Here is a 21,788-nt window from a genome sequence, read left to right as displayed (position 1 = left end):
GTAGGCCGGGCTTCAGCCCGGCACCCACCGGCACCCACCGGTCTCCCGTCTACCCCGGCAACCGCTCCACCAACGGCAGCACCGCCTGCGCCAGCAGCGCCGCCGCCACGCCGTAAACCGCCAACCACAACCGCCGCTCCAGCCGCTCGATCGACGCCTCGATCTTGTCCAGCCGCTGCGTCAACTGCTCCAGGTGCAGCCGAAACACCCGCTCATGGGCCTCCAGCCGCAGCGCCGGCGCACATTCGAACGCCTCGAACCCATAGCGCCCGCCCTCATCCGGCATCGTCACCCTCCAAAGGCAGCGCCGGCAGCCCCAGCAACGCCCGCTTCTCCCCATCGGTCAGGAAATCCGCCTCCGCCACGCGCCGCCATTGCGCATCGCGCTCCGCCGCCAGCGCCGGCACCTGGTCCAGATCGGGCTTCAGCTCCAGCCCGCCGCCGGCGAACCCCGCCAGCCACTCGGCCACACCCGCCGCCACCCGCATCGCCAGCGGCAGCACCGTCAGGCGATAGAACGCCCGATGCGCCTCCTGGTAGTTCGCATAGGTCGCATCCCCCGGTATCCCCAGCAGCATCGGCGGCACCCCGAAGGCCAGCGCGATCTCCCGCGCGGCACTCTCCTTGGTCTTCTGAAACTCCATGTCCGAGGGGCTGAACCCCATCGGCTTCCAGTCGAGCCCGCCTTCCAGCAGCATCGGCCGCCCGGCATTGCGCGCGCCCTGGTGATGGCTCTCCATCTCCGACACCAGCCGGTCATACTGATCGGCATTCAGCGTGCCCTGCCCGTCCGCCCCGCGATAGACCACCGCGCCAGACGGCCGCGCCGCATTGTCCAGCAACGCCTTCGACCAGCGCGAGGCCGAGTTGTGCACATCCACCGCCTGTGCCGCCGCCTGCAAGGCCGACAGCCCGTAATGGTCGTCCTGCGGATGGAAGCTCTTCAGGTGACAGATCACCGCCGGCGCCTCGGCCACGTCGAACCGGTGCCGCCGCCCGCCCACGGCATATTCATACCCCACGGGCCAGCCATCGGCCCCCGGCACCACGCTCATCCGGTCCGAGCGCAGCACATGCAGCTCGGCTGGCATCACACCCTCGCCGCCGCCCACGGCCTCGACATAGGCATTCCCGGTCAACAACAACTGACCATAGAGCGCCTCGAACAGCTCCGCCTTCCCCTGCATCGGGTTCGGCCGCGCGATCAGCCCCAGCACCGGGTGCTCGGCAAACCGCTCGGCCTTGTCCTGCAGCACCAGCGGCAGGCTCGCCGCCGCCTCCGCCACCATCTTCACACAGCGAAACCCCACCGGGTTGCCCGAAAACCCCGTCTTGGTCAGCGTCACGCTGTCCCGCGGGCTCCACGCCACCCGTCCCGCGCCATGCCAGGCCATGACCGGGCCGGTGGCGCTGGCCTTCTGTTCGGGCACCGCGGGCTCTGCGCCGCGCTGACGGAAGAAATCCACGATCATTGGCGGGGTCTCCTTGCTCTGCTGCTCGCCGGTCACCCGGCCTGTCGCTCGAGAGGCAATCGACATCGAAAGGTTTAGGGGAGTGCTAAGCCACCGAACGGTGCCCGTTGCGTGGGCGCGATCCTTGATTTCATTGACGATTTGTCCCCTAATCCTGCCATGCCCGCCGACGTGCTCTCCAACGAACTGATCCGCACCCTGCGCGCCCTGGCCCAGGACAGCGCCACCCAACGCGCGCTTTTCCCCGCCTTCGTCGCCGTCCCTGACGAGTTGGTCGAGGATTTCGGTGACGCGCTCGACCAAAGCTGGCCCGGCTGTCTTACGGCCAACCCCGACATCGCCGCGCTCGACGACCTGATCCGCGCCCGCTCCGGCATGCCGGAGTTCTGGACAGACGAGGCCCTCGACCACGCCCCCTTCTGGGCCGAACTCCGCAACCGCGCCCGACAAATCCTGCAAGACCGCAACCTGCCCCTCACCCCGCCACAACCGGCACCGCACAAGACCTACATCTCCGGGCCGTAACCCCGCGCGGAATCAAGGGCTTCAGCCCGCCGCGCATCGCAGGGCCGTTCCCACGGCACGGCGATTTGGCAATCGAAGTGGCACGCTCGAATGTTCGATCTACTTGGCAGGGATAAATTGCCTTCCGCGGATGTCGGTTCGCCGCACCACGGCCCAGCGATCCGCGTCTCAGCACCGGAATCGAAAAAGGCGAGGCACCCTCATGCCCCGCCCTCAATGCCGTGTCGCACCCTCAGACATGGCCGATACGATCTCCATCAGCCGCGCCGCCACCTCCTTCTCCTTCGGTGTGCGCGCCCGATCCCTTAACGCGGGAAAGAGGCAATAGGCCAGCAGGTCCATCCGCGATGCCTCGATGTCAGGCAGCGCCGCCTCGATGGCTCGCGCAAACCGCTGGACCGAGGTGATCTTCAGCAGCTTTTCATACCCCCACCCCGCCGCATGCGGCAGCCTTCCGAACGTATAGAAATGCAAAAGCCGGTTCTGCTCCCGCGGGGCCCATGACCGGTGATCGACGATTTTCGGAGACGTCGGGTGCCGCGCGATCAGCCAGTCACAGGCCTCCTCGGAGGTCATGCTGCGAAGCAGCCTGCACTCTTCTCTGAGCTTCCTGTCCAATGCCCGCATAGTCCCGGTCAAATCCGGCCCCTACCAGAGCATACCCCGCATGCGCCGTCCATATCACGCATCCGGATGGCATTGCGGGCGCCGCCTCTCGACCGCGCCCGCCCCTTTCACACCGCCCGCACCTGCGGCTGCCGCCACTTCGCCGCCGGCTCCACGATCAGCTCCGTCAGCGCCCAGACCAGCGCATCCACCCGGTCCGGGCTGCCCTTGCCGTCGAACCCCTGCGCCGTCATCGCGCACATCTGGTCCTCCAGCGCCCCCAGCTCCCCGCAATGATGCACCCGTCCCTGCTCGTAGAGCGCCGCCACCGGCTCCGCCCTTGCCGCCTTCCCCCGGCTCGCATGGACCTGCTTCACCGGCACCATCGGGTCGACCTGCCTTATCACCTCCGTCACCAGGTCCCCGCCCTGGTTCACCTCCGCCACCATCCGGTCGGCCCCGAACCGCTCCATCGCCCGGATCGCGGCCCTGGCCCATGTCGACGGGCTCGCCGCCGACACCGTGCAATCCGCCAGAACATAGGCCCGCCATTCCTGCACCGGCCCCCGCGTCACCGCGCCCGCCACCACGATCCCGCAGGCATCCGAGCCCGCCTTGCCCGTCACCGGCGGATCCACCGCCACGACCACCCGGTCGAGATCGGGCAACACCGGCACCCGTGCCGTCTCCAACCCGCGCGACGTCCAGAGCGCATTCTCCACGTCCTCCAGCAACACCCCCTCCAGCTCCTGCCGCCCCAGCCGCGTGCCGGCATAGCGCGCCTCGACCTCGCGCAGGAACGACGCCGCAAGGTTCGCCGCGTTCGCCTCCGTCGGCGCGCTCGTCACCACCGTGCTCTCCCTTGCCAGCAGCTCCTTCAACACGCCCACGTTGCGCGGCGTCGTCGTCACGCAAACCTGCGGCCTCTCCCCCAACCGCAACGCGAACTGCAGCATGTCCCACGTATCGCGCCCCTTCTTCCACTTGGCCAGCTCGTCGGCCCAGGCGCAATCGAACTGCGGCCCCCGCAAACTCTCGGGCTCACTGGCCGAAAACACCTGCGCCACCGCACCATTGGGCCAGACCAGCCGCCGCCGCGTCGCCTGCCACTCCGGCCGCCGGTCGGGCGGCGAACAGGCGAGTATCCCGCTCTCGCCGAACACCATCACGTCGCGCGCCTGGTCCACCGTCTCGGCCACCAGCGCCACCGTCCGGCACCGCCCCTTGTCGAGCGGCTTGGCCCCCTCGACCTGCGCCCGCACCCATTCCGCCCCGGCGCGGGTCTTGCCCGCGCCGCGCCCGCCCATGGCCACCCAGGCCCGCCAGTCGCCCTCGGGCGGCACCTGGTGCGCCATCGCCCAGAACTCGAACAGGTAGGGCAGCGCCAGGATCTCCCCGTCGCTCAGACTGTCGAGAAACTCAGCCTGCGCCGCCGCCCCTTCCGAGGCGAGCCAGGCGGCCCCGGATAGAGTCTCTGGCTTCCGTGAAGTCGAGGGCGTAATCCCGAACAATCCCTCTGTCTTTCGCTTTGAATTTTGCAAATTGCACCTCCGCTTCCAGTGCAAGTTTCAACCAGTGCCGGATATCGGCCGTGATCCGGGAAGCATCCCTGATGCCCTCCATCTCACCTTCCCTGATCCGTGCGTGAATGACCTCCAGCTCGGCCCGCATCTCCGCCATCTGGCGTTCGATCAGCCCGACCGAGGCCGCCAGGCCCGAAGGCCCGTCGTCCCGTGTTATCAGAATCATGTTTCACCGCTCGTGACGCGCGCTCATTTCCGGGCGGGCGACGCTCGCTGCCTGTGACCGACAGCTTCCGCCCCGGTCCCCCTGACCCATCGGCACGCAAACACAACCTATACTTGCATTTACCGCGAAAGTCAATGAAAAGGGGCTGAGCCTCGCAACCCAACCGCCCGTAATAATTACATTTTCTTAAGGTTTGGCGCGCAGGCCGGGCGCCCTCGCGCCCGGCCTGATCCGCCTACTGGTTCTGCCGCTGCGCTTCCAGTTCGCGCCAGCGCGCGACGTTCTCGTTATGCTCGTCCAGCGTCTCGGCAAACGCGTGCCCGCCCGAGCCATCGGCCACGAAGAACACGTAATCCGTCTCTGCCGGCTGCACCGCGGCCATCAGGCTCGCCTCGCCCGGGTTGGCGATCGGCGTCGGCGGCAAGCCTTGAATAACGTAGGTATTGTAAGGCGTTGCCTGCCGAAGCTCACTCTGCCTCAGGCCCCGGCCCAACACGCCTTCACCCTTGGTAATGCCATAGATCACCGTCGGGTCGGTCTGAAGCCGCATCCCCCGCCGCAGCCGGTTCACGAACACGCTCGCCACCTGCCCGCGCTCTTCCGGCACGCCGGTCTCCTTCTCGATGATCGAGGCCAGGATCAGCACGTCCGACGGGTCCTCCAGCGGCAGGTCATCGTCCCGTGCCTCCCACGCCGCGGCCAGCCGCGTCGTCTGGATCTCCTTCATCCGGTCCAGCAGCTCCGCCCGCACGTCGCCCCGCTCCACCTCGTAGCTCGTCGGCGCAAGGCTCCCCTCGGGCGGCACGCCGCCGATCTCGCCTTCCATCACTTCCACGGCATTGAGCGCGGTCACGATCTGCCAACTTGTCACGCCCTCGGCGATGTTGATCCGGAACCGCGTGTCGTTCTGCGCCACCACCTCGGTATATTCCCCCGGCGCGTCGGCCTCGCCCAGCAGGTCGAACTCCACGACCTCGCGATAGGCCTCCGTCGCCGGGTCCAGTTCGCGCACCTGCGCCTGAACCTGCGTCACCCCGATGCGGTAAACCACCTCCGTGCCACAGGTGCTCGCCCCGCCGCGGGTCACAAGGTCGGTGATCTCGGCCATCGTGGCCCCCTCGGGGATCAGCCAGCTACCGGCCTTCAGCAGCCCGTCCTTGCCGGTGTAATCCGCCCCGATGCGGAAAATCGTGCTGCTGCTCACGGCGCCCCGCTCCTCGAGGTTCTCCGAGACCCGCCGCATGTTGCTGCCCCGGTCCACCCGCAGGCAGATCGACCCCTCCAGCGGCCCGGCCGAGTTATACGCGTTCTGCCCCCACAGGATCACCCCCGCGACAAGGAACACAACGACAACCAGGAACGTCAGGAAATTCGACGCGATGTTCCGCCACATCAGCGCGGCGCTCCCATGACGACAGACGCGTTGGTGCCGCCAAAGCCGAAACTGTTCGACATCACCACGCTGATCTTCCGCTCCCGCTTGGCATTTGGCGCCAGGTCAAGCGGCGTCTCCACCGCCGGGTTGTCGAGGTTGATCGTCGGCGGCGCCACCTGGTCGCGGATCGCCAGGATCGAGAAGATCGCCTCGATCGCGCCCGCCGCCCCCAGCAGGTGCCCGGTCGACGACTTGGTCGAGCTCATCGTCGCCTTGCTCGCCGCATTGCCCAACAGCCGCTCGACGGCCTTCAGTTCGATCGTGTCGGCCATGGTCGAGGTGCCGTGCGCGTTGATGTAATCCACCTCCGACGCATCGAGCCCGCCATTGCGCAGCGCCGCCTGCATCGCCCGGAACCCGCCATCGCCATCCTCGCTCGGCGCGGTGATGTGATAGGCATCGCCCGACAGGCCATAGCCCAGAACCTCGGCATAGATCTTGGCGCCCCGCGCCTTGGCGTGCTCGTATTCCTCGAGCACCACCACGCCCGCGCCCTCGCCCATGACGAATCCGTCGCGGTCCACGTCATAGGGGCGGCTCGCGGCCTTCGGGTCGTCCTCGCGCTTGGTCGACAGCGCCTTGCAGGCGTTGAACCCGGCAATCCCGATCTCGCAGATGGCCGATTCCGCCCCGCCCGCGATCATCACCTCGGCATCGCCATGCTGGATCAGCCTTGCCGCATCCCCGATCGCATGCGCGCCGGTCGAACAAGCGGTCACCACCGCGTGGTTCGGCCCCTTGAAGCCATAGCGAATGCCCACCTGCCCGCTGACAAGGTTGATCAGCGCGCCGGGAATGAAGAAGGGCGACACCCGCTTGGGGCCCTTCTCGTGCATCAGAAGCGTGGTCTGCTCGATCGAGCGCAACCCGCCGATTCCCGAGCCGATCATCACGCCCGTGCGCAGCCGGCTTTCCTCGTCCTCGGGCGTCCAGCCGGCATCCTTCACCGCCTGGTCGGCGGCGGCCATCCCGTACAGGATGAAATCATCGACCTTCCGCTGCTCCTTGGGCTCGAGATAGGCGTCGGGGTTGAACGTCCCGTCGCTCCCGTCGCCATAGGGCACCTCGCAGGCATACTTGGTGATCACCCGGCTGGCATCGAATTTCTGGATCGGGCCGGCCCCGGACTGTCCGTCCAGTATGCGCTTCCAGCTTTCCTCGACCCCATCCGCCAGAGGCGTAACCAGTCCCAGACCTGTGACGACGACACGACGCATACCTATGCCCTTTCTCAACTCTGTCCGCTGCTCATACCGTGCCTTGCCCCCAAGGGGCAAGCCCAACGAAAAAGGGGCGCCCACGTCGGCGCCCCCGCGTTTTCCGCATACCGAAGGCTACTGGAATTCCGCGATCGGCTCACCCTCGGCGGCGGCGATTTCCAGCGCCCGCTTGAGGTCCACGTCCTTGGAAAGCAGGGCCCGCCCGATCAGCGTGCCGGCAATGTTGGGGATGTATTTCAGCCGCGCCACGTCATCCGCGCTGCGCACCGTGCCCCGCGCGATCACGTTGTGGCGGGTCTCCTTCGCCAGCCCGGAAATCACCGCGAGGCTCGCATCCGTATCCTCGATATCGGCGTCGATATCGGTCACGATGATCCCGGCCAGCGGCGCCTCCTCGAAGGCCGCCACGTAGGTCTCCGGCACGAAGGCGCTGCGCGTCCGCCAGCCCTCGGTCATGACCGAGCCGTCGTAGATGTCCACGGCCAGGACGATCTGGTCGGGGTGATACTTCGCCAGCTCCTTCACGAGGTCGGGGTCATGCGCCGCCATCGTGCCGATCACGATCCGGCCCGCGCCCTTGTCGATCCAGCGGTGCACCCCGTCGCGCGACCGGAACCCGCCGCCCAGCTGCACCGGGATGCCCGCGGCCCGGATGATCTTCTCCAGCAGCTCGTTGTTGTCGCCGTCCCCGGCCAGCGCGTTGATATCGGTGACATGCACCCACGACGCCCCGTCGGCGGCGAAATTCCGGACCGTCTCGATCGGGTCCACATGCCAGATCACCGGCTCCTCCAGCCGCCCGCGGGTCAGCGACACGACCTTGCCGTTATAAAGTTCGAGGGTGGGATAAATAATCATGGTAGCAGCCCTTTTGATTCGGCTTGTCCCGCCCGGCTCGGCGGTCGGCGGGGAAAATGAAGTCTATGCGAATTCGGGTATATCTCCAAATCGGCATGATGAGCGCCGTAAACGGCCTCCGGTCACGAAATAGGGCGGTCGCCGGCCCGGTCCAGCCCATCCGCGCCACAACCGGCGCATGCAAAAGGCCCCCGCCTTTTCAAGCGGGGGCCTGCATTCCTGCGGTCGTTCCAGCGTGGCTTACTGGGCTTCGCTGATGAACTTGACCGCGTCGCCGAAGGTCTGGATCGTTTCGGCGGCGTCATCGGGAATCTCGATGCCGAATTCTTCTTCAAAGGCCATGACCAATTCGACCGTGTCGAGGCTGTCTGCGCCCAGATCGTCGATGAACGAAGCGTTTTCGGTCACCTTGTCCTCTTCCACGCCAAGGTGCTCCACAACGATCTTCTTCACGCGGTCTGCGATATCGCTCATGTTTTCGTTCCTCATCTTGTCTCGGGCGCTCTGGCCCGTTTTCCGCCCCTGCCCGCACCGGGAAGCGGCCTTCGGTTATGCCCCTCTGGGCGGTTCATTCGGCCCGTCCATCACGGGCGTCGGCCGGCAGGTCATCTGCCCGCCCCCGGTTCGAAACTGCGCCGCCTATAGCACATGGTGCGCGATTGGCAAATGTTTTCCCGAACTGGGGTTTACCGGGGAAATTACAAGGCATCACGCCCTAAATCATGGCCATTCCGCCATTCACATGCAAGGTCGCGCCAGTGACATATCCGGCCTCGGGACTGGCCAGGTAAAGCACCGCGGCGGCGATTTCCTCGGGCGTGCCCATGCGCGCGGCGGGAATCTGCGTATTGATCGCCTCCTTCTGCGCATCCGACAGCTTGTCGGTCATCGCGGTGGCGATGAAACCGGGCGCCACGGCGTTCGCGGTGATGCCCCGGCTCGCCACCTCGTGGGCGATCGACTTGGTCATCCCAACCATCCCGGCTTTCGACGCGGCATAGTTCACCTGCCCCGCGTTGCCCGTGGTGCCCACGACCGAGCTGATATTCACGATCCGCCCCCAGCGCGCCTTCATCATCGGCCGCACCACGGCCCGGCACAGCCGCATCGTCGCGGTCAGGTTCACGTCCAGCACCGTCTGCCAGTCCTCGTCCGACATCCGCATGAACAGCTGGTCCCTTGTCACGCCCGCGTTGTTCACCAGGATATCGAGCCCGCCCATCGCCTCGATCGCCTGCTTGGGCAGCGAATCGACCGCCTCCGGATCGCCCAGGTTGCAGGGCAGCACATGCGCCCGCTCTCCCAGCTCCTTGGCCAGCGCCTCCAGCGGCTCGACCCGCGTGCCGCTCAGCGCCACCGTCGCCCCGGCGCCGTGCAGCGCCTTGGCAATCGCCCCGCCGATCCCGCCCGAGGCCCCGGTCACCAGCGCGCATTTTCCCGTCAGATCAAACATCTATAGCTCCCTGTTCATCCATTGACACGGGCCTAGCCCCGCAAGCTCTCCGCCGCCGCCGTCACATCCGCCGGCGCGCCCACGGCCCGGCAGGCGATTTCCTTGTCGATCCGCCGGATCATCCCGCTCAGCGCCTTGCCCGCACCGATCTCCCAGACCTCGCTCACGCCCTCGCGGCTCATGAACTCCACCGACTCGCGCCACCGGACAGACCCCGTCACCTGCTCCACCAGCAACGCCCGGATCTCGTCCGGGTCGCTCACCGCCCCGGCCCGCACGTTGGCCACCAGCGGCACTTGCGGCGCGGCAATCTCGACCCCGCCCAGCGCCTCTTCCATCACCTTCGCCGCCGGCTCCATCAGCGCGCAATGGAACGGCGCGCTCACCGGCAGCAGCATGGCGCGTTTCGCGCCCCGCTCCTTGGCCATCTCGACGGCCCGCTCGACCGCCTCCTTATGCCCGGAAATCACCACCTGGCTGGGGTCGTTGTCATTCGCCGCCTGCAAGACCTGCCCCTCGGCCGCGTCCGCCGCCAGCGCCCTGGCCCCTTCGAGGTCCATGCCCAGCAAAGCCGCCATGGCGCCCACGCCCACCGGCACCGCCTCCTGCATCGCCCGGCCCCTCGTCCGCAGCAACCGTGCCGTGTCCGCCACGCTCAGCGCCCCGGCCGCCGCCAGCGCCGAGTATTCGCCCAGCGAATGCCCGGCCACCATTCCGGCCGCCTCCACGCTCACGCCCTCGGCCTCCAGCGCCCGCATCGCCGCCAGCGACGTGGCCATCAGCGCCGGCTGCGCGTTCTGCGTCAGGGTCAGCTCCTCCGCCTCCCCCTCCCAGATCAGCGCGCTCAGCTTCTCGCCCAGCGCCTCGTCCACCTCGTCGAACACGGCCTTCGCCGCCGGATAGGCCTCGGCCAGCTCGCGCCCCATGCCAATGCTCTGCGCCCCCTGCCCGGGAAATACGAATGCTCGGCTCATATGCTCAGTCCCCTCCAACTCGTGCCCCCCGATACCTTGCCCGCCGGGCAGAGGCAACGCCCCTCACCCCGCGCACCGGAACTGTGCGCCGATTCCTGTTGTGCTGTCACCCGGCACGTCTACTCTCTGCCCCAACCCAACCACACACACCGGACACCCATGCCCTACGCCAACACCACCCACAGCTACGGCGCCATCGCCAAGGGCTTCCACTGGCTCACCGCGCTCCTCATCCTCACCATCATCCCCCTCGGGCTGATCGCCAACGACCTCGCCCACGCGGTCCGCAACCCCGACATCGCCACGACCGAGGCCGATACCGCCCGCGCCGCCCTCCTCTTCTCGCTGCACAAGACGCTGGGGGTCGCCATCTTCTTCGTGGCCCTCCTCCGCATACTCTGGGCAATCATTCAGCCCCACCCCAAGCTCCTCAACGGCGACAAGCCGGCCGAGGCGTGGCTCGCGTCCACCATCCACTGGCTGCTCTACGGCTCCCTCGTCCTCGTCCCGCTGACCGGCTGGGTCCACCACGCCGCCACCTCCGGCTTCGCCCCCATCTGGTGGCCCTTCGGCCAGTCCCTCCCCTTCGTGCCCAAGGATGAAGGCGTGGCCGAGATCAGCGGCACCCTCCACTACATCCTGCAATGGGTGCTCATCTGCGCGATCACCCTCCACGTGCTCGGCGCCCTCAAGCACCATGTCATCGACCGCGACGCCACCCTGCGCCGCATGCTGCCCGGCCACACCACGGCCAATCCCACAGACCGGCAACCGGGCCACGCCCTGCCCTTCGTCACGGCACTGGCGGTCTGGGCAGCGGCCATCGGCGGCGGCGCGGCCATCGGCCTTTTCTCCCACGGTCCCGCACAGGCCACCGGGCCGGCCCTCGCCGCTGTCGAAAGCGACTGGCAGGTACAGGAGGGCACGCTCGACATCTCCGTGTCGCAAATGGGCTCCGACGTCTCCGGCACCTTCTCCGACTGGACGGCCGAGATCGCCTATTCCGAGGAATCCGACGCCGAGGGCAAGCACGGCGATGTCACCGTCACCGTCTCCATCCCCTCCCTCACCCTCGGCTCCGTCACCGACCAGGCCATGGGCCCCGACTATTTCGACGCCGAAACCCACCCCACCGCCACCTTCGACGCCGATATCCTCGCCGAAGGGGACAGCCACGTCGCCGACGGCACCCTCACCATCAAGGACCAGTCCGTGCCCGTCACCCTGCCCTTCACCCTCGCCATCGACGGCGACACGGCATCGGCGAACGGCACCCTCTCCGTCGACCGGCGCGATTTCAACATCGGCCTCGGCACCAAGGACGAAGGCACCCTCGGCTTCACCGTCGACATAACCTTCGACCTGACCGCCAATCGCCCGTGACCCCGGCGCAGGCTTGCGCTAACACTTGGCGCCATGAGCCTGCGCCAGATCATCGTCTCCGCCCCGAAAGACGCCCTGCCGGATATCCTCCGGCAGGCCGAAGAGCACGAGGCGCTCAGCACCACGGCCACGGCCGACCTCCACAACGCCGATCACGTCTGCGTCCACATCCTCGCCACCCAGGACCACCGCCAGGCCCTGCTCGACCGCCTGCAATCGCTGATGGGCGGGCGGGAAGACTGGCGCATCACCCTCCTGCCGGTCGAAACCACCATCCCCTTCCCCGAGAAAGAGGAGGAGGATGAAGAGGAAGACGCCGAAAAGAAGGACGCCCGCAAGAACCGCGGCGGCCAGTCGCGCGAGGAGATCTACAACAACGTCTGGAAACAGGCCCAGACCGACCGCAACTACATCGTCTTCGTCGTCCTCTCCACGGTCGTCGCGGCCTTCGGCATGATCGCCGACAACGTCGCCGTCGTCGTGGGCGCCATGGTCATCGCGCCGCTCCTCGGCCCCAACCTCGCGCTGGCCGTGGGCGTGGCGCTTGGCGACGGCAAGCTCATGGCCCGCGCCATCACCACCAACGCCGCCGGCATCGCCGTGGCCCTCGGGCTCAGCCTGCTCATCGGCGCGGTCTGGCCGGTCGATGCCTCGTCAAAGGAACTCCTGTCACGAACCCAGGTGGGCTTCGACGGCATGGCCATCGCGCTCGCCTCCGGCGCCGCCGCGGCGCTCTCGCTCGTCACCGGCCTCTCCTCGGCGCTTGTCGGCGTGATGGTTGCCGTGGCGCTCCTGCCCCCCACCGCCGCCATCGGCCTCTTCCTCGGCGCGGGCCTGCCCGCCTACGCTCTCGGCGCCCTTCTCCTGCTCTGCGTCAACGTCGCCTGCGTCAACCTCGCGGCCCAGGTCGTCATGCTCTCCCGCGGCATCACGCCCCGCACATGGTTCGAGAAGAAACAGGCCCGCCGCTCCACGCTGGTCAACGGCGGCATCTGGCTGGGCCTGCTGATCGCCCTGGCGGTGCTGCTCTGGCTCAGAACGCCGGTGACGGGCTAGCCGACAGCCCGTTCTCTTCGAAGAAAACGGGCCGGAAAACTCCAGTTTTCCGAGACGGAAATTTGCAAATTTCCGCCACCGACAAAAAAGGCCGCCAGGTTTCCCCGGCGGCCCTCCATTCTCAAAACCGTGAAAGGCTCACTCCGCCTTGCCGGCCTCGATCGAGATCATCACCTGGACCTCGTCGCTGATCGCCGGCGCGAACTTGTCCAGCCCGAAATCCGAGCGCAGAACCGTGGTCGTGGCATCGAACCCGGCCCAGGCCTTGCCCTGCATCGGGTGCTCGCCCGCCTGGTTCAGCGTCGCGTCCAGAACCACTTCCTGCGTCGTGTCGCCGATCGTCAGGTCGCCGGTGATCTTCGCCGTATCCTCGCCCGTCACCTCGATCCCGGTCGAGGTAAAGGTGATCATGTCGCCCTCGGCCGCGCCGAAGAAATCGTCCGACATGAAATGCTCGAACCGCTTCTCCCAGCCGGTCAGCATCGAGCGCACGGGCATCGACACCTCCACCGAAGAATTCGCCGGGTCTTCCTGGTCGAACATGATCTCGCCCTCGAAGCCCGAGAACATCCCGTAGGTCGTGGAATAGCCGAGGTGCTCGTAGCTGAACACCACCTGGCTGTGGCTGGAATCCAGCGTGTAAGCCTCGGGGGCGGCAACGGCGCCGGTGGCCGCGAAGGCCAGTGCTGCGGCCATCAGTGTCGTCTTCATCGCGTAACTCCTGTTACAATGTGTCATATCGGTCGTGCATCCCAGAGTAACCCCTGTACGCGACCGATCAATCCGTCGGTAATCAACAGATCGTGTGGAGAAACGAACACTCAGCCTGTGCACGCCGCCTTCTTGAAAACGACCTCGGCCAAACGCACGCCACGCTCGCAGGTGGGCACAAGACTCCTCAATGCTTCGCCGAGGTCTCTTTGAATGATATTCGGGGTGAAGAAAGTAACGGAAAGCGTGACGAATACGAGGAGGCGGTAACGTGCAGGGCAACAAGATTGTCGAAGCGACCCGGTTAAGTGTAGACGCAGCATACCAAAAGCACGGCTTTTCGTTAATGCTCATGGGGTCGTCGATTAGAACGGCACTCCTTGTGTTGGCGTTAACTGCTGCTGTGTTCTTGATGTTCTATTCTGTTGGTTTTTTTAGCCGCCCGCCTTATGACTTCTACAACTTCTTTTGGACGTTCATTTCCTTGCCGACAATCGCGAGGTGGGCAAGAATTCGCAGAATCAATCGTGAAAGCCGGGTTCTTTTGCTCCTCTCGGCCGTAGCGCTGGTGACCTTTTTCATAGTGGTTATGGTCGCAATTGGCGCTTACCGGGGAGGATACACATTCATTTTGGTTCAATCTGTTCTCGTCGCTCTCTTTCTTTCTCTTTTCGCTTACTTCAAGGAATGACAGAGCCTGATCATTGGCGGGGTCCCAGGGGGCTGCAAGTTGTGAACGGCTCCCCTTTTGCAATGGTTTCCGAAAAGAAGGCGGATCGAAATCTTTTGAAGATTTCGACCCCTTACACCCAAACCGGCCCGCAACCCGCCCGCTCAGGCCAGCGCCAGCGCCCGGCGCAGCGCCTGCTCCTGCCGCCGGCCCCGGACCGGAACGGTCACCACGAGTTGCCCGGCCGTGTCCCGCGCAAAGAAGGTGCGGTTGTTCAGGCGGATCTCGGCAAACTCCGACATCCGGTAGCGCCCGGTCAGGTACACCTGCCCGCGCAACTCCCGGTCATAGGTCCGGATCTCGTCGCGCTGCGTGTCGACCTCGACCCGCGCCATCTCCTGCCGCGCGCCCAGCGCCGCCAGCAGGACCGCGCCGAAACCTATCATCCCCAGCGACGCGCCCAGCTTGACCAGCGTCACCGCGTGGTCCGGCGCCGGGAACATCCAGATGCCCACCCCCGCCAGCACGAGCGCCATCGCGGTCCCGGCCATCGCCACCCGCCCGGCCAGCACGCCCGGCCCCTCCGCCATCTCCACCGGCTCGCGCTGCGCGGTGCGGCGCTCATGGGCCTGGAACTGGGTCATGGTATCGGGCAGGGCAGTCATCGCGGCAGGTCCTTCGCTGGGTCTTCGTTGCGCCCCACCCTGCCCCGCAAAGGCGCCATCAATGGGGCGGCGCGTGGGCAAAATCCCGGCACGCCCTCCGGCGCTTGCCAAGCCCGCCGATCCGTCGTATAGGCCGCATTCCTTTCGCATCACGCATGAACCGCGCAGTCTCTCGTGGACGGGCCGCGAAAGGATGAAAAGGCCCGCCTTTGAAATGCGCCCAGATAGAAGTGGAGCTCACATGCCGCTTTACGAGCATGTATTCATCTCGCGCCAGGACCTGTCCAATACCCAGGCCGAGGGTCTCGTCGAACATTTCAGCACCGTCCTCGCGGACAACGGCGGCAAGGTCGTCGACAGCGAGTACTGGGGCGTCAAGACGATGGCCTACAAGATCAACAAGAACCGCAAGGGCCACTACGCCTTTCTCAAGACCGATGCCCCGGCACCGGCCGTTCACGAGATGGAGCGCCTGATGCGCCTGCATGACGACGTCATGCGCGTTCTGACCATCAAGGTCGACGACCACGAAGAAGGCCCGTCGATCCAGATGCAGAAGAAAGAAGACCGCGGCGACCGCCGCGAGCGTCGTTGATCCCAGCTTGAAGAAAGGACACTAAACCATGGCTGCAAAACCGTTTTTCCGCCGCCGCAAGGTCTGCCCCTTCTCGGGCGAGAATGCACCCAAGATCGACTACAAGGACACCCGTCTCCTGCAGCGCTACATCTCCGAGCGCGGCAAGATCGTGCCCTCGCGCATCACCGCCGTCTCGGCGAAGAAGCAGCGTGAACTGGCCCGCGCCATCAAGCGCGCCCGCTTCCTCGCGCTCCTGCCCTACGCCGTGAAGTAAGGAGGAATACCAATGCAAGTCATCCTTCTCGAACGTGTCGCCAAGCTTGGCCAGATGGGCGAAGTCGTCGACGTGAAACCGGGCTTCGCCCGCAACTACCTCCTGCCCCAGAAAAAGGCGCTGACGGCCTCCGAGGCCAACATCGCCCAGTTCGAAGGCCAGAAGGCCCAGCTCGAGGCCCGCAACCTCGAAACCCGCAAGGAAGCCGAGAAACTGGCCGAAACCCTCGACGGCAAACAGTTCGTCGTGATTCGCCAGGCCTCCGATTCCGGCGCGCTCTACGGCTCCGTCACCACCCGTGACGCCGCCGACGCCGTCTGCGAGGAAGGCTTCTCGATCGACCGCAAGCAGGTCGCCATGGGCGGCCCGATCAAGGAGCTCGGCCTGCACGAGGTCATGATCACCCTCCACCCCGAGGTTGAGGTGATCATCAAGGTCAACGTCGCCCGCTCGACGGAAGAGGCCGAGCTTCAGGCCTCCGGCAAGACCATCCAGGAAGTCGCCGCCGAGGAAGAGGAAGCCGCCGATTACGAGATCGCGGAACTCTTCGACGATATCGGCTCCGCCGCTTCCGACGATGAAGACCTCGCCGACGCGGTCGAAGACGTGCTTCCCGAGGAAGACGCCCAGGGCGACGACGAGGACAAGTAAGCCTCCCGCCTTGCAAGGATCAGGGGCCGCGCCACCAGGCGCGGCCCTTTTTCGTGGCTATGCCGTCCAGGACAGGCCGGATATAGCGCTCATTCCGTTGTACCGGAGAGGCGCGGCGAACCAACGCCACTGATGGCGTCCATCCGCCGCATCGCCGGACCGTCGGGGCGGCCCGCCTCTCGGCGATTGCCTGCAACCGCCTGCCGGCCAGCGAACGAGGCGCGGGGGCCACGCTCAACCGGCCGCTCCCCCTACACGCCGAACGTCACATGCCCCGCCGCGTCGATCGGCCAGGCCGGGTTCCACGCGATCTCCCAGGTATGCCCGTCCGGATCGGCGACATAGCCCCTCACCCCGCCCTGCGGCGGCGCATCCGCCTCCCGCAGCACCCGCGCCCCGGCCGCCGCCAGCCGCGCCATCAGCGGCCCTACCTCCGCCGCGTCCCCCACGTTATGGGCCAGCGTCACCGCCCCCGGCGTGGCCAGCCCGCCATGCCGCACATCCTCCTCCAGCGCCGCCCTCAGCCACGTCCCGAAAACGAACCCGTTCATCTGGTAGAATGCGATCTCCGCGTTCTCAAAAACCGGCTGCCAGCCGAAACCCTCCCGGTAGAACCGCTTCGACCTCTCGCGGTCGCCGATGCCGAGGGTGATTACAGAAATCTGCTGTTGCATGTCGCAAGTCCTTGTCACTCCGCCTGCGCGACATGCGCAAGCGCCTGGACCATGGGACGCGACAACCGGACCGCCGGTGCGCGAAAGGACCCGCTTCGCGGGGGCCGGGCCAACCGCACCGGCCTCACCTGTTTCTGGTGCCGCGATGATACCCGCTCCGAACCCGCCATGGCAAGCGCAGCCCTTTGCATTCCGTGTTGTAGTCCGAGCTGCCGTTCACTGCCGCCGATAAGACGACCGATGTGGATTTTTTAGCAGTCATTGAAATCTGACAGATTTTGTGACGCTAATCTAAAAGCTGGCAGAGCAATACAGCGTCGCGCGTGAAGGAAAAACATTGAAACGCATGCTGATAAGCCTTGGGGTTCTTTCCGTAGCCGGCCTACTGATATGGGATTTCAGAAGCAGCGACCGTTTCACTTGGCCAGATTCCGCCCATCGTAGAATAGAAGAAATGGCTTCGGTGCTTCGCAAAATCGAACGCCCGGCGAGATGGTGCTCTCCGTCGCGCAATACTTTGAACCTAGTCAACAAAGATCTTGAGATTCGGGAACAGCTCAGTCAGTGCATGTCTGAAATTTCGCCAGCAGGAAGCTTCGAGGAAGTTTATCCGAACCACTACATCAGGCGGTTCTACAGAGCATCCACAGGAGACAAGGTGTGTGAAGTGACCTTATCAACCGTCTTTGGCAATGACCGGATTGTTGGATCGGATTGTTACTACGGAATCTTTTACGAGAAAGACGATACTGGAGTTGGCATGACAGCCGATCCATTCGGTTAGCAGACGTTCTCGTGTACATCTGCATTGGTTAATCTGGGCTCGAAGCGGTCGTTGCCCTCTGACACGTCGTCCTCGCCCACAACACGAAATGCAATGGGCTGGATGGCAAGCGCACCCCCCTTTTCCGTTGGCCGATCTCCGCCCGCTTGCTAGGCTGGATCACCCGCTGGAAAGGCGCCCCCGTGCAGACAGCCGACTTCAGACGACCCGATGGCCCGCTCCTCGCCGCGATGGGCGTGCTGATCATCGCCGCCGCCTGCGCCGGGCTGGGCTTCGCCCTCTTCGCCGGCGCGGGCTTCGACCTGACAACCAATCTCCTCGTCCTCGCGGGCTTTCTCGGCGCCGTGGCGCTCGGCCTGGCTTTCCTCAATGCCTGGCGCAGTCCCATGCTCACGGTCCGCCCCGACGCGCTCATCCTGCCCACGGTGTTCGGCACCCGCACCATCCCGCTCACCCCCGGCCACCCGGCGGGCGAATTCCTCGGCCCCTCCGACCGGGGCGGCGCGCGCCGGCCCGGCGGTCCGGAGGCCAACAGGTTCGTCCATTTCTACACGCTCGACGCCAAGGGCAACCTCACCGAGCTCGCCGCCCTCCACCGCGACGCCCCCGAGATCCCGCGCATCCGCCAGGCCCTGCAACAGGTCGCCGGGCTGACGGTCGAGACCCTCTCCCCCGACCCGACCTCGCGCCGCGCCCGCCCCGACACACGCCACTGGCGCCTCCCCTGAGGCCACCCCTCGCCCGGCGAGGCAGCCCGCAAGGGCTGACGAGCCCCGCCCGCCCGAACAAAAACACCGACGCAATACCGACAAGATACCGACGTTATACCGACGTCGGATTTTGCCCCCTCTCCAACAGAAAAGGCCGCCCCGAAGGACGGCCTTTCCCTCTTCCGGTCACTGTCCGACGGCTTACTCGTCTTCCAGCGCCTCAACCGATTTTTCAAGCTCGTCCTTGGTGACTTCCTTCTCGGTCACGTCGGCCAGCTCGACGATATAGTCGATCACCTTGTCCTCGAAGATCGGCGCCCGAAGCTGCTGCCGCATCTGCGGGTTTTGCTGAACGAATTCAAAGAACTGGCGCTCCTGCCCGGGGTATTGCCGCGCCTGCTCCATGACGGCCTGCGTCATCTCGGCATCGGTCACCTCGACCTTGGCCTTCTGGCCGATATCGGCCAGAAGCAGGCCCAGGCGCACCCGGCGCTCGGCCAGCTTGGTGTGCTCCTCGGTGGGCTCCACCTCGGGGTGATCATGGCCCTGAACATCGGGGTTCTCGTCATGCCACAGCTGGTGCGCGATCTGCTTGGCCTCGGCCTCCACCATGCTCGGCGGCAGCTCGAAATCGACCTTTTTATCCAGCTCGTCCAACAGCTTGCGCTTCATGACGGCACGCGACGCGCCGGCGTATTCCTGCTCCAGGCGCTCCTTGATCTGCTCCTTCAGGGCATCCAGGCTGTCCGAGCCGTATTTCTGCGCCAGGTCGTCGTCGATCTCCGCCGGCGCCGGGGCCTTCACCGCCTTCACGGTGCAGGTGAACTCGGCTTCCTTCCCGGCCAGGTGCTCGGCCTGGTACTCGTCGGGGAAGTTCACGGTGACAACCTTTTCCTCGTCCTGCTTGACGCCGACAAGCTGCTCCTCGAACCCGGGGATGAAGCTGTTCGAGCCCAGCACGAGCGGGTAATCCTCGGCACTGCCGCCCTCGAACGCCTCGCCATCGACGCGGCCCACGAAGTCGATCACGACCTGGTCGCCATCCTTCGCCTTGGTACCCTTCTTGCGGTCCTCGAAGTTCTGCGCGTTCTCGGCCAGGCTCTTCAGCGCGTCGTCCACGGCACCGTCATCCGGCTTCACCACCATCCGCTCGATCTTCACCGACTTGAAGTCGACCTCGGGCACCTCCGGCAGCGCCTCGTAGGACATCTCGACCTCGACGTCGTCGCCCTCTTTCCAGTCCTCGTTGACCATCTTCACCGCCGGCTCGCCGGCGGGGCGCTCGCCCTTGTCCTCGAAATGCTGGCTCATCGCGCCGTCGACGGCTTCCTGCATCGCTTCGCCCAGCACGCGCTGGCCGAACTGCTTCTTCAGCAGCGGCAGCGGGACCTTGCCCTTGCGAAAGCCTTTCATCTCGATGTCGGGCTGGGCCTCCTTGAGCTTGTCCATGACCTTGTCGTCAAGCTCCTGGGCCGTCAGCACCATCTTGTAGGCGCGCTTGAGCCCCTCGTTCTGGGTTTCCGTGACCTGCATGTTCGTCCTTCCATTGCATCCAAGGGCCGCAGAGGCGTCCGCGGCGGTCAAAATCACGCGCCCTTCTAGGGTTGGCAGGGCCTCAGTGCAAGCGGGTTCTGGGGGCGTGCGCGCGATGATTCCGCTTCCAATCCTCGCGCCGGTGCCGCACCCTGCGCACCGTGCGTTAACCCTTTCCAGAAAGACGAGGCGTAAAGTGCTCTCCGAAACAGATCGTAAACTTCTGCGCGTCGCCTATGACGAGGCGCTCGCGGGCTACGAAGAAGGCGGATGCCCCATCGGCAGCGCGCTCGCGCGCGGCGACGAGCTGATCGCGCGCGGCCGCAACCAGCGCGTCCAGCAGGGCGACCCCATCGCCCATGGCGAGATGGACTGCCTGCGCAAGGCCGGCCGCCAGCGCAGCTACCGCGGCATGACCCTCTATACCTCGCTCAGCCCCTGCATGATGTGCACCGGCACCATCATCCAGTTCGGCATCCCCCGCGTGGTGATCGGCGAGAACGAGACATTCGAGGGCAACATTCCCTTCCTGCGCGACCGCGGGGTCGAGGTGCATCTCCTGCAGGATCCCGACTGCATCGCCCTGATGACCCGCTTCATCCGCGAGAAACCCGAGCTCTGGCACGAGGATATCGCCGAAGAATAGGGCAATGGCGCCCGGGCATTGCAAGCCTGCAACGCTTCAAGACTTATTGATTGAACTTCGGACCCATTTCTATAGTTGATGCGTTAACCGTTCCGGATAAATAAGCGGGTCTGCGCTGCGCAGCCCCAAGATCAAAGGAGCCCCCTGCCATGCTCACCCGGCGCCATTTCATCATCACGACTGCCGCCATGTTCTCCGCCCCGGTCGTCGCGCCCTCCATGGCCAGCGCCGCCGCCGGCGACTGGGACATGTGGGATGCCCAGGTCACCCCGCCGGGCTACGACCCTTCCACCACCAACCCCTGGGGGCTCGAGCCGCGCTTCTTGCCCGTCCGGGTCGAGACCAAGCCGGGGCTCAAGGCCGGCGACATCCATGTCGACAGCGTCGCCCGCTTCCTCTACCACATCGAGCCCGGCGGCACGGCCATGCGCTACGGCGTCGCCATTGCCCGCGGCAAGCTCTACGTGCCCGGCATCTACTCGATCAAGCGCAAGGCCAAGTGGCCCAGCTGGACCCCCACCAAGAGCATGATCGAACGCGACCCCGAGCTCTACGCCCAGCACGCCGGCGGCGTCGAACCGGGGCCGACCAACCCGCTCGGCTCCCGCGCGCTCTACCTCTATCGCGGCAGCCGCGACAGCTACCTGCGCATCCACGGCACGCCCGAACCCCGCACCATCGGCGGCCGCGCCAGCTCGGGCTGCATCCGCATGGTCATGGCCCATATCAACGAGCTCTACCCGAACGTCTCGCTCGGCTCGACGGCCTATCTCTACCCCACCAGCGGCGTGCTCTGAGCCCGCCGCACCCCGGGGCGACCTAACGAAAAGGCCCTCCGCCGGCATGGCGGAAGGCCTTTTTTCATGGGGTCACGCACCGGCCCGACGGCTCAGGTACAGATCTTGCCCCCGGTATTGGCCCGAAGCGGCACCATCAGCGTCTCGACCGGGCCTTCGTACAGGTACCAGTAGCACCCGTCCGAGCGAAGCTGCACCGTCTGCAGGTTCTGGTCCGGAGCGGCAAGCGCCGCCACTTCCGGCGGCACGGTCTCGAGATAGCCGTCCGGCCCGGTGGCCACCCCTGAAACAGTGTCATCACAGGCTGCAAGAGCCAGAAAAGCCAACGGCAGCATGGCGGTTATTGGCCGCATCCATACCCTCCC

27 protein-coding genes are annotated in these 21,788 nt (G+C 65.8%); 11 read left to right on the top strand and 16 right to left on the bottom strand.

Annotation, left to right across the window (positions count from 1 at the left end; genetic code table 11):
- Positions 1–49: 49 nt before the first annotated feature.
- Entirely contained in the window at positions 50–286 is a 237-nt protein-coding gene (locus QUV18_RS05300; protein ID WP_300892390.1) for a hypothetical protein, read from the bottom strand.
- On the bottom strand, positions 276–1,472 hold the full coding sequence (locus QUV18_RS05295; RefSeq protein ID WP_300892389.1) for a phage portal protein: 1,197 nt from the start codon (positions 1,470–1,472) through the stop codon (positions 276–278). Before QUV18_RS05295 ends, QUV18_RS05300 begins: the two co-directional genes overlap by 11 nt.
- A gap of 159 nt (positions 1,473–1,631) precedes the next feature.
- Here QUV18_RS05295 and QUV18_RS05290 point away from each other — a divergent pair, with 159 nt between their 5' ends.
- Positions 1,632–1,997 (top strand): hypothetical protein, encoded by a 366-nt coding sequence (locus QUV18_RS05290; RefSeq protein WP_300892388.1) that lies wholly within the window; start codon positions 1,632–1,634, stop codon positions 1,995–1,997.
- Between the two features lie 213 nt (positions 1,998–2,210).
- Here QUV18_RS05290 and QUV18_RS05285 read toward each other — a convergent pair whose 3' ends face one another.
- From QUV18_RS05285 to fabD, 9 genes are all read right to left on the bottom strand, one after another.
- Positions 2,211–2,573, bottom strand: coding sequence for a hypothetical protein (locus QUV18_RS05285; protein ID WP_300892387.1), 363 nt, complete (start codon positions 2,571–2,573; stop codon positions 2,211–2,213).
- 158 nt (positions 2,574–2,731) lie between these two features.
- The gene (locus QUV18_RS05280; protein ID WP_300892386.1) at positions 2,732–4,114 is read right to left on the bottom strand and encodes a terminase family protein; all 1,383 of its coding nucleotides are present in this window, start codon (positions 4,112–4,114) and stop codon (positions 2,732–2,734) included.
- Positions 4,023–4,352, bottom strand: a complete 330-nt coding sequence (locus QUV18_RS05275; RefSeq protein WP_300892385.1) for a hypothetical protein — start codon at positions 4,350–4,352, stop codon at positions 4,023–4,025. Before QUV18_RS05275 ends, QUV18_RS05280 begins: the two co-directional genes overlap by 92 nt.
- A 235-nt stretch (positions 4,353–4,587) precedes the next feature.
- On the bottom strand, positions 4,588–5,745 hold the full coding sequence (gene mltG, locus QUV18_RS05270; RefSeq protein ID WP_300892384.1) for an endolytic transglycosylase MltG: 1,158 nt from the start codon (positions 5,743–5,745) through the stop codon (positions 4,588–4,590).
- Positions 5,745–7,004, bottom strand: a complete 1,260-nt coding sequence (fabF, locus tag QUV18_RS05265) for a beta-ketoacyl-ACP synthase II (protein WP_300892383.1) — start codon at positions 7,002–7,004, stop codon at positions 5,745–5,747. Before fabF ends, mltG begins: the two co-directional genes overlap by 1 nt.
- 117 nt (positions 7,005–7,121) lie before the next feature.
- Positions 7,122–7,865: a 1-(5-phosphoribosyl)-5-[(5-phosphoribosylamino)methylideneamino] imidazole-4-carboxamide isomerase gene (locus QUV18_RS05260; RefSeq protein WP_300892382.1), complete on the bottom strand. Its 744-nt coding sequence runs from the start codon at positions 7,863–7,865 to the stop codon at positions 7,122–7,124.
- A gap of 240 nt (positions 7,866–8,105) precedes the next feature.
- A complete protein-coding gene (locus QUV18_RS05255) occupies positions 8,106–8,339 on the bottom strand; it encodes an acyl carrier protein (RefSeq protein ID WP_057819526.1) in 234 nt (77 codons plus the stop codon).
- Positions 8,340–8,580: 241 nt separating this feature from the next.
- The gene (gene fabG / locus QUV18_RS05250; RefSeq protein ID WP_300892381.1) at positions 8,581–9,318 is read right to left on the bottom strand and encodes a 3-oxoacyl-[acyl-carrier-protein] reductase; all 738 of its coding nucleotides are present in this window, start codon (positions 9,316–9,318) and stop codon (positions 8,581–8,583) included.
- Between the two features lie 32 nt (positions 9,319–9,350).
- A complete protein-coding gene (gene fabD / locus QUV18_RS05245) occupies positions 9,351–10,292 on the bottom strand; it encodes an ACP S-malonyltransferase (RefSeq protein ID WP_300892380.1) in 942 nt (313 codons plus the stop codon).
- Positions 10,293–10,451: 159 nt separating this feature from the next.
- Here fabD and QUV18_RS05240 point away from each other — a divergent pair, with 159 nt between their 5' ends.
- Both QUV18_RS05240 and QUV18_RS05235 read left to right on the top strand, forming a co-directional pair.
- On the top strand, positions 10,452–11,675 hold the full coding sequence (locus QUV18_RS05240) for a cytochrome b/b6 domain-containing protein (RefSeq protein ID WP_300892379.1): 1,224 nt from the start codon (positions 10,452–10,454) through the stop codon (positions 11,673–11,675).
- A 33-nt stretch (positions 11,676–11,708) separates the two neighbouring features.
- Positions 11,709–12,731 (top strand): TIGR00341 family protein, encoded by a 1,023-nt coding sequence (locus tag QUV18_RS05235; RefSeq protein WP_300892378.1) that lies wholly within the window; start codon positions 11,709–11,711, stop codon positions 12,729–12,731.
- 138 nt (positions 12,732–12,869) lie between these two features.
- On the opposite strand, the gene QUV18_RS05230 is transcribed toward QUV18_RS05235, so the two are convergent.
- On the bottom strand, positions 12,870–13,442 hold the full coding sequence (locus tag QUV18_RS05230) for a YceI family protein (protein WP_300892377.1): 573 nt from the start codon (positions 13,440–13,442) through the stop codon (positions 12,870–12,872).
- 271 nt (positions 13,443–13,713) lie between these two features.
- On the opposite strand from QUV18_RS05230, the gene QUV18_RS05225 reads away from it, so the two are divergent.
- Positions 13,714–14,133, top strand: a complete 420-nt coding sequence (locus QUV18_RS05225) for a hypothetical protein (RefSeq protein WP_300892376.1) — start codon at positions 13,714–13,716, stop codon at positions 14,131–14,133.
- 143 nt (positions 14,134–14,276) lie between these two features.
- On the opposite strand, the gene QUV18_RS05220 is transcribed toward QUV18_RS05225, so the two are convergent.
- Positions 14,277–14,777, bottom strand: coding sequence for a hypothetical protein (locus tag QUV18_RS05220; protein ID WP_300892375.1), 501 nt, complete (start codon positions 14,775–14,777; stop codon positions 14,277–14,279).
- 241 nt (positions 14,778–15,018) lie between these two features.
- Here QUV18_RS05220 and rpsF point away from each other — a divergent pair, with 241 nt between their 5' ends.
- From rpsF to rplI, 3 genes are read left to right on the top strand one after another with little or no spacing between them, the layout of a single operon-like run.
- Positions 15,019–15,372: a 30S ribosomal protein S6 gene (rpsF, locus tag QUV18_RS05215; protein WP_300892374.1), complete on the top strand. Its 354-nt coding sequence runs from the start codon at positions 15,019–15,021 to the stop codon at positions 15,370–15,372.
- 28 nt (positions 15,373–15,400) lie between these two features.
- Positions 15,401–15,628 (top strand): 30S ribosomal protein S18, encoded by a 228-nt coding sequence (gene rpsR / locus QUV18_RS05210; protein ID WP_005608650.1) that lies wholly within the window; start codon positions 15,401–15,403, stop codon positions 15,626–15,628.
- A 12-nt stretch (positions 15,629–15,640) separates the two neighbouring features.
- Positions 15,641–16,279 (top strand): 50S ribosomal protein L9, encoded by a 639-nt coding sequence (gene rplI, locus QUV18_RS05205; RefSeq protein WP_300892373.1) that lies wholly within the window; start codon positions 15,641–15,643, stop codon positions 16,277–16,279.
- 251 nt (positions 16,280–16,530) lie between these two features.
- On the opposite strand, the gene QUV18_RS05200 is transcribed toward rplI, so the two are convergent.
- Positions 16,531–16,953, bottom strand: coding sequence for a VOC family protein (locus QUV18_RS05200; protein ID WP_300892372.1), 423 nt, complete (start codon positions 16,951–16,953; stop codon positions 16,531–16,533).
- A 337-nt stretch (positions 16,954–17,290) separates the two neighbouring features.
- On the opposite strand from QUV18_RS05200, the gene QUV18_RS05195 reads away from it, so the two are divergent.
- Both QUV18_RS05195 and QUV18_RS05190 read left to right on the top strand, forming a co-directional pair.
- On the top strand, positions 17,291–17,737 hold the full coding sequence (locus QUV18_RS05195; protein WP_300892371.1) for a hypothetical protein: 447 nt from the start codon (positions 17,291–17,293) through the stop codon (positions 17,735–17,737).
- Between the two features lie 182 nt (positions 17,738–17,919).
- Positions 17,920–18,465, top strand: a complete 546-nt coding sequence (locus tag QUV18_RS05190) for a hypothetical protein (protein ID WP_300892370.1) — start codon at positions 17,920–17,922, stop codon at positions 18,463–18,465.
- A 183-nt stretch (positions 18,466–18,648) separates the two neighbouring features.
- Here the strand turns inward: QUV18_RS05190 and tig are convergent, their stop codons facing one another.
- Complete coding sequence (tig, locus tag QUV18_RS05185; protein ID WP_300892369.1) at positions 18,649–19,980, bottom strand: trigger factor; 1,332 nt, start codon at positions 19,978–19,980, stop codon at positions 18,649–18,651.
- A gap of 196 nt (positions 19,981–20,176) precedes the next feature.
- Between tig and QUV18_RS05180 the strand changes: the two genes are divergently transcribed.
- Positions 20,177–20,626 carry a nucleoside deaminase gene (locus tag QUV18_RS05180; protein WP_300892368.1) on the top strand — a complete coding sequence of 150 codons (450 nt, stop codon included), beginning with the start codon at positions 20,177–20,179 and terminating at the stop codon, positions 20,624–20,626.
- Between the two features lie 149 nt (positions 20,627–20,775).
- Entirely contained in the window at positions 20,776–21,423 is a 648-nt protein-coding gene (locus tag QUV18_RS05175; protein ID WP_300892367.1) for a L,D-transpeptidase, read from the top strand.
- A gap of 92 nt (positions 21,424–21,515) precedes the next feature.
- Here the strand turns inward: QUV18_RS05175 and QUV18_RS05170 are convergent, their stop codons facing one another.
- Positions 21,516–21,776, bottom strand: a complete 261-nt coding sequence (locus QUV18_RS05170; protein WP_300892366.1) for a hypothetical protein — start codon at positions 21,774–21,776, stop codon at positions 21,516–21,518.
- Between the last annotated feature and the right edge of the window lie 12 nt (positions 21,777–21,788).

This window comes from Roseovarius sp., from assembly GCF_030373445.1.
Taxonomy (GTDB): Bacteria; Pseudomonadota; Alphaproteobacteria; order Rhodobacterales; family Rhodobacteraceae; genus Roseovarius.
The sequence above is the reverse complement of the archived record's forward strand: the minus strand, read 5'-3'. Positions and strand labels throughout refer to the sequence as shown.

What these genes read in the sequence shown, in the direction of transcription:
- QUV18_RS05290 (WP_300892388.1), top strand. Translation starts at nt 1,632, where the DNA reads ATGCCCGCCGACGTGCTCTCCAACGAACTGATCCGCACCCTGCGCGCC.
- QUV18_RS05260 (WP_300892382.1), bottom strand. Translation starts at nt 7,865, where the DNA reads ATGATTATTTATCCCACCCTCGAACTTTATAACGGCAAGGTCGTGTCG.
- QUV18_RS05220 (WP_300892375.1), bottom strand. Translation starts at nt 14,777, where the DNA reads ATGACTGCCCTGCCCGATACCATGACCCAGTTCCAGGCCCATGAGCGC.
- QUV18_RS05235 (WP_300892378.1), top strand. Translation starts at nt 11,709, where the DNA reads ATGAGCCTGCGCCAGATCATCGTCTCCGCCCCGAAAGACGCCCTGCCG.
- fabF (WP_300892383.1), bottom strand. Translation starts at nt 7,004, where the DNA reads ATGCGTCGTGTCGTCGTCACAGGTCTGGGACTGGTTACGCCTCTGGCG.
- QUV18_RS05230 (WP_300892377.1), bottom strand. Translation starts at nt 13,442, where the DNA reads ATGAAGACGACACTGATGGCCGCAGCACTGGCCTTCGCGGCCACCGGC.
- QUV18_RS05300 (WP_300892390.1), bottom strand. Translation starts at nt 286, where the DNA reads ATGCCGGATGAGGGCGGGCGCTATGGGTTCGAGGCGTTCGAATGTGCG.
- tig (WP_300892369.1), bottom strand. Translation starts at nt 19,980, where the DNA reads ATGCAGGTCACGGAAACCCAGAACGAGGGGCTCAAGCGCGCCTACAAG.
- fabG (WP_300892381.1), bottom strand. Translation starts at nt 9,318, where the DNA reads ATGTTTGATCTGACGGGAAAATGCGCGCTGGTGACCGGGGCCTCGGGC.
- rpsF (WP_300892374.1), top strand. Translation starts at nt 15,019, where the DNA reads ATGCCGCTTTACGAGCATGTATTCATCTCGCGCCAGGACCTGTCCAAT.
- fabD (WP_300892380.1), bottom strand. Translation starts at nt 10,292, where the DNA reads ATGAGCCGAGCATTCGTATTTCCCGGGCAGGGGGCGCAGAGCATTGGC.
- rpsR (WP_005608650.1), top strand. Translation starts at nt 15,401, where the DNA reads ATGGCTGCAAAACCGTTTTTCCGCCGCCGCAAGGTCTGCCCCTTCTCG.
- QUV18_RS05240 (WP_300892379.1), top strand. Translation starts at nt 10,452, where the DNA reads ATGCCCTACGCCAACACCACCCACAGCTACGGCGCCATCGCCAAGGGC.
- QUV18_RS05175 (WP_300892367.1), top strand. Translation starts at nt 20,776, where the DNA reads ATGCTCACCCGGCGCCATTTCATCATCACGACTGCCGCCATGTTCTCC.
- QUV18_RS05170 (WP_300892366.1), bottom strand. Translation starts at nt 21,776, where the DNA reads ATGCGGCCAATAACCGCCATGCTGCCGTTGGCTTTTCTGGCTCTTGCA.
- mltG (WP_300892384.1), bottom strand. Translation starts at nt 5,745, where the DNA reads ATGTGGCGGAACATCGCGTCGAATTTCCTGACGTTCCTGGTTGTCGTT.
- QUV18_RS05285 (WP_300892387.1), bottom strand. Translation starts at nt 2,573, where the DNA reads ATGACCTCCGAGGAGGCCTGTGACTGGCTGATCGCGCGGCACCCGACG.
- QUV18_RS05275 (WP_300892385.1), bottom strand. Translation starts at nt 4,352, where the DNA reads ATGATTCTGATAACACGGGACGACGGGCCTTCGGGCCTGGCGGCCTCG.
- QUV18_RS05295 (WP_300892389.1), bottom strand. Translation starts at nt 1,472, where the DNA reads ATGATCGTGGATTTCTTCCGTCAGCGCGGCGCAGAGCCCGCGGTGCCC.
- QUV18_RS05200 (WP_300892372.1), bottom strand. Translation starts at nt 16,953, where the DNA reads ATGCAACAGCAGATTTCTGTAATCACCCTCGGCATCGGCGACCGCGAG.
- rplI (WP_300892373.1), top strand. Translation starts at nt 15,641, where the DNA reads ATGCAAGTCATCCTTCTCGAACGTGTCGCCAAGCTTGGCCAGATGGGC.
- QUV18_RS05255 (WP_057819526.1), bottom strand. Translation starts at nt 8,339, where the DNA reads ATGAGCGATATCGCAGACCGCGTGAAGAAGATCGTTGTGGAGCACCTT.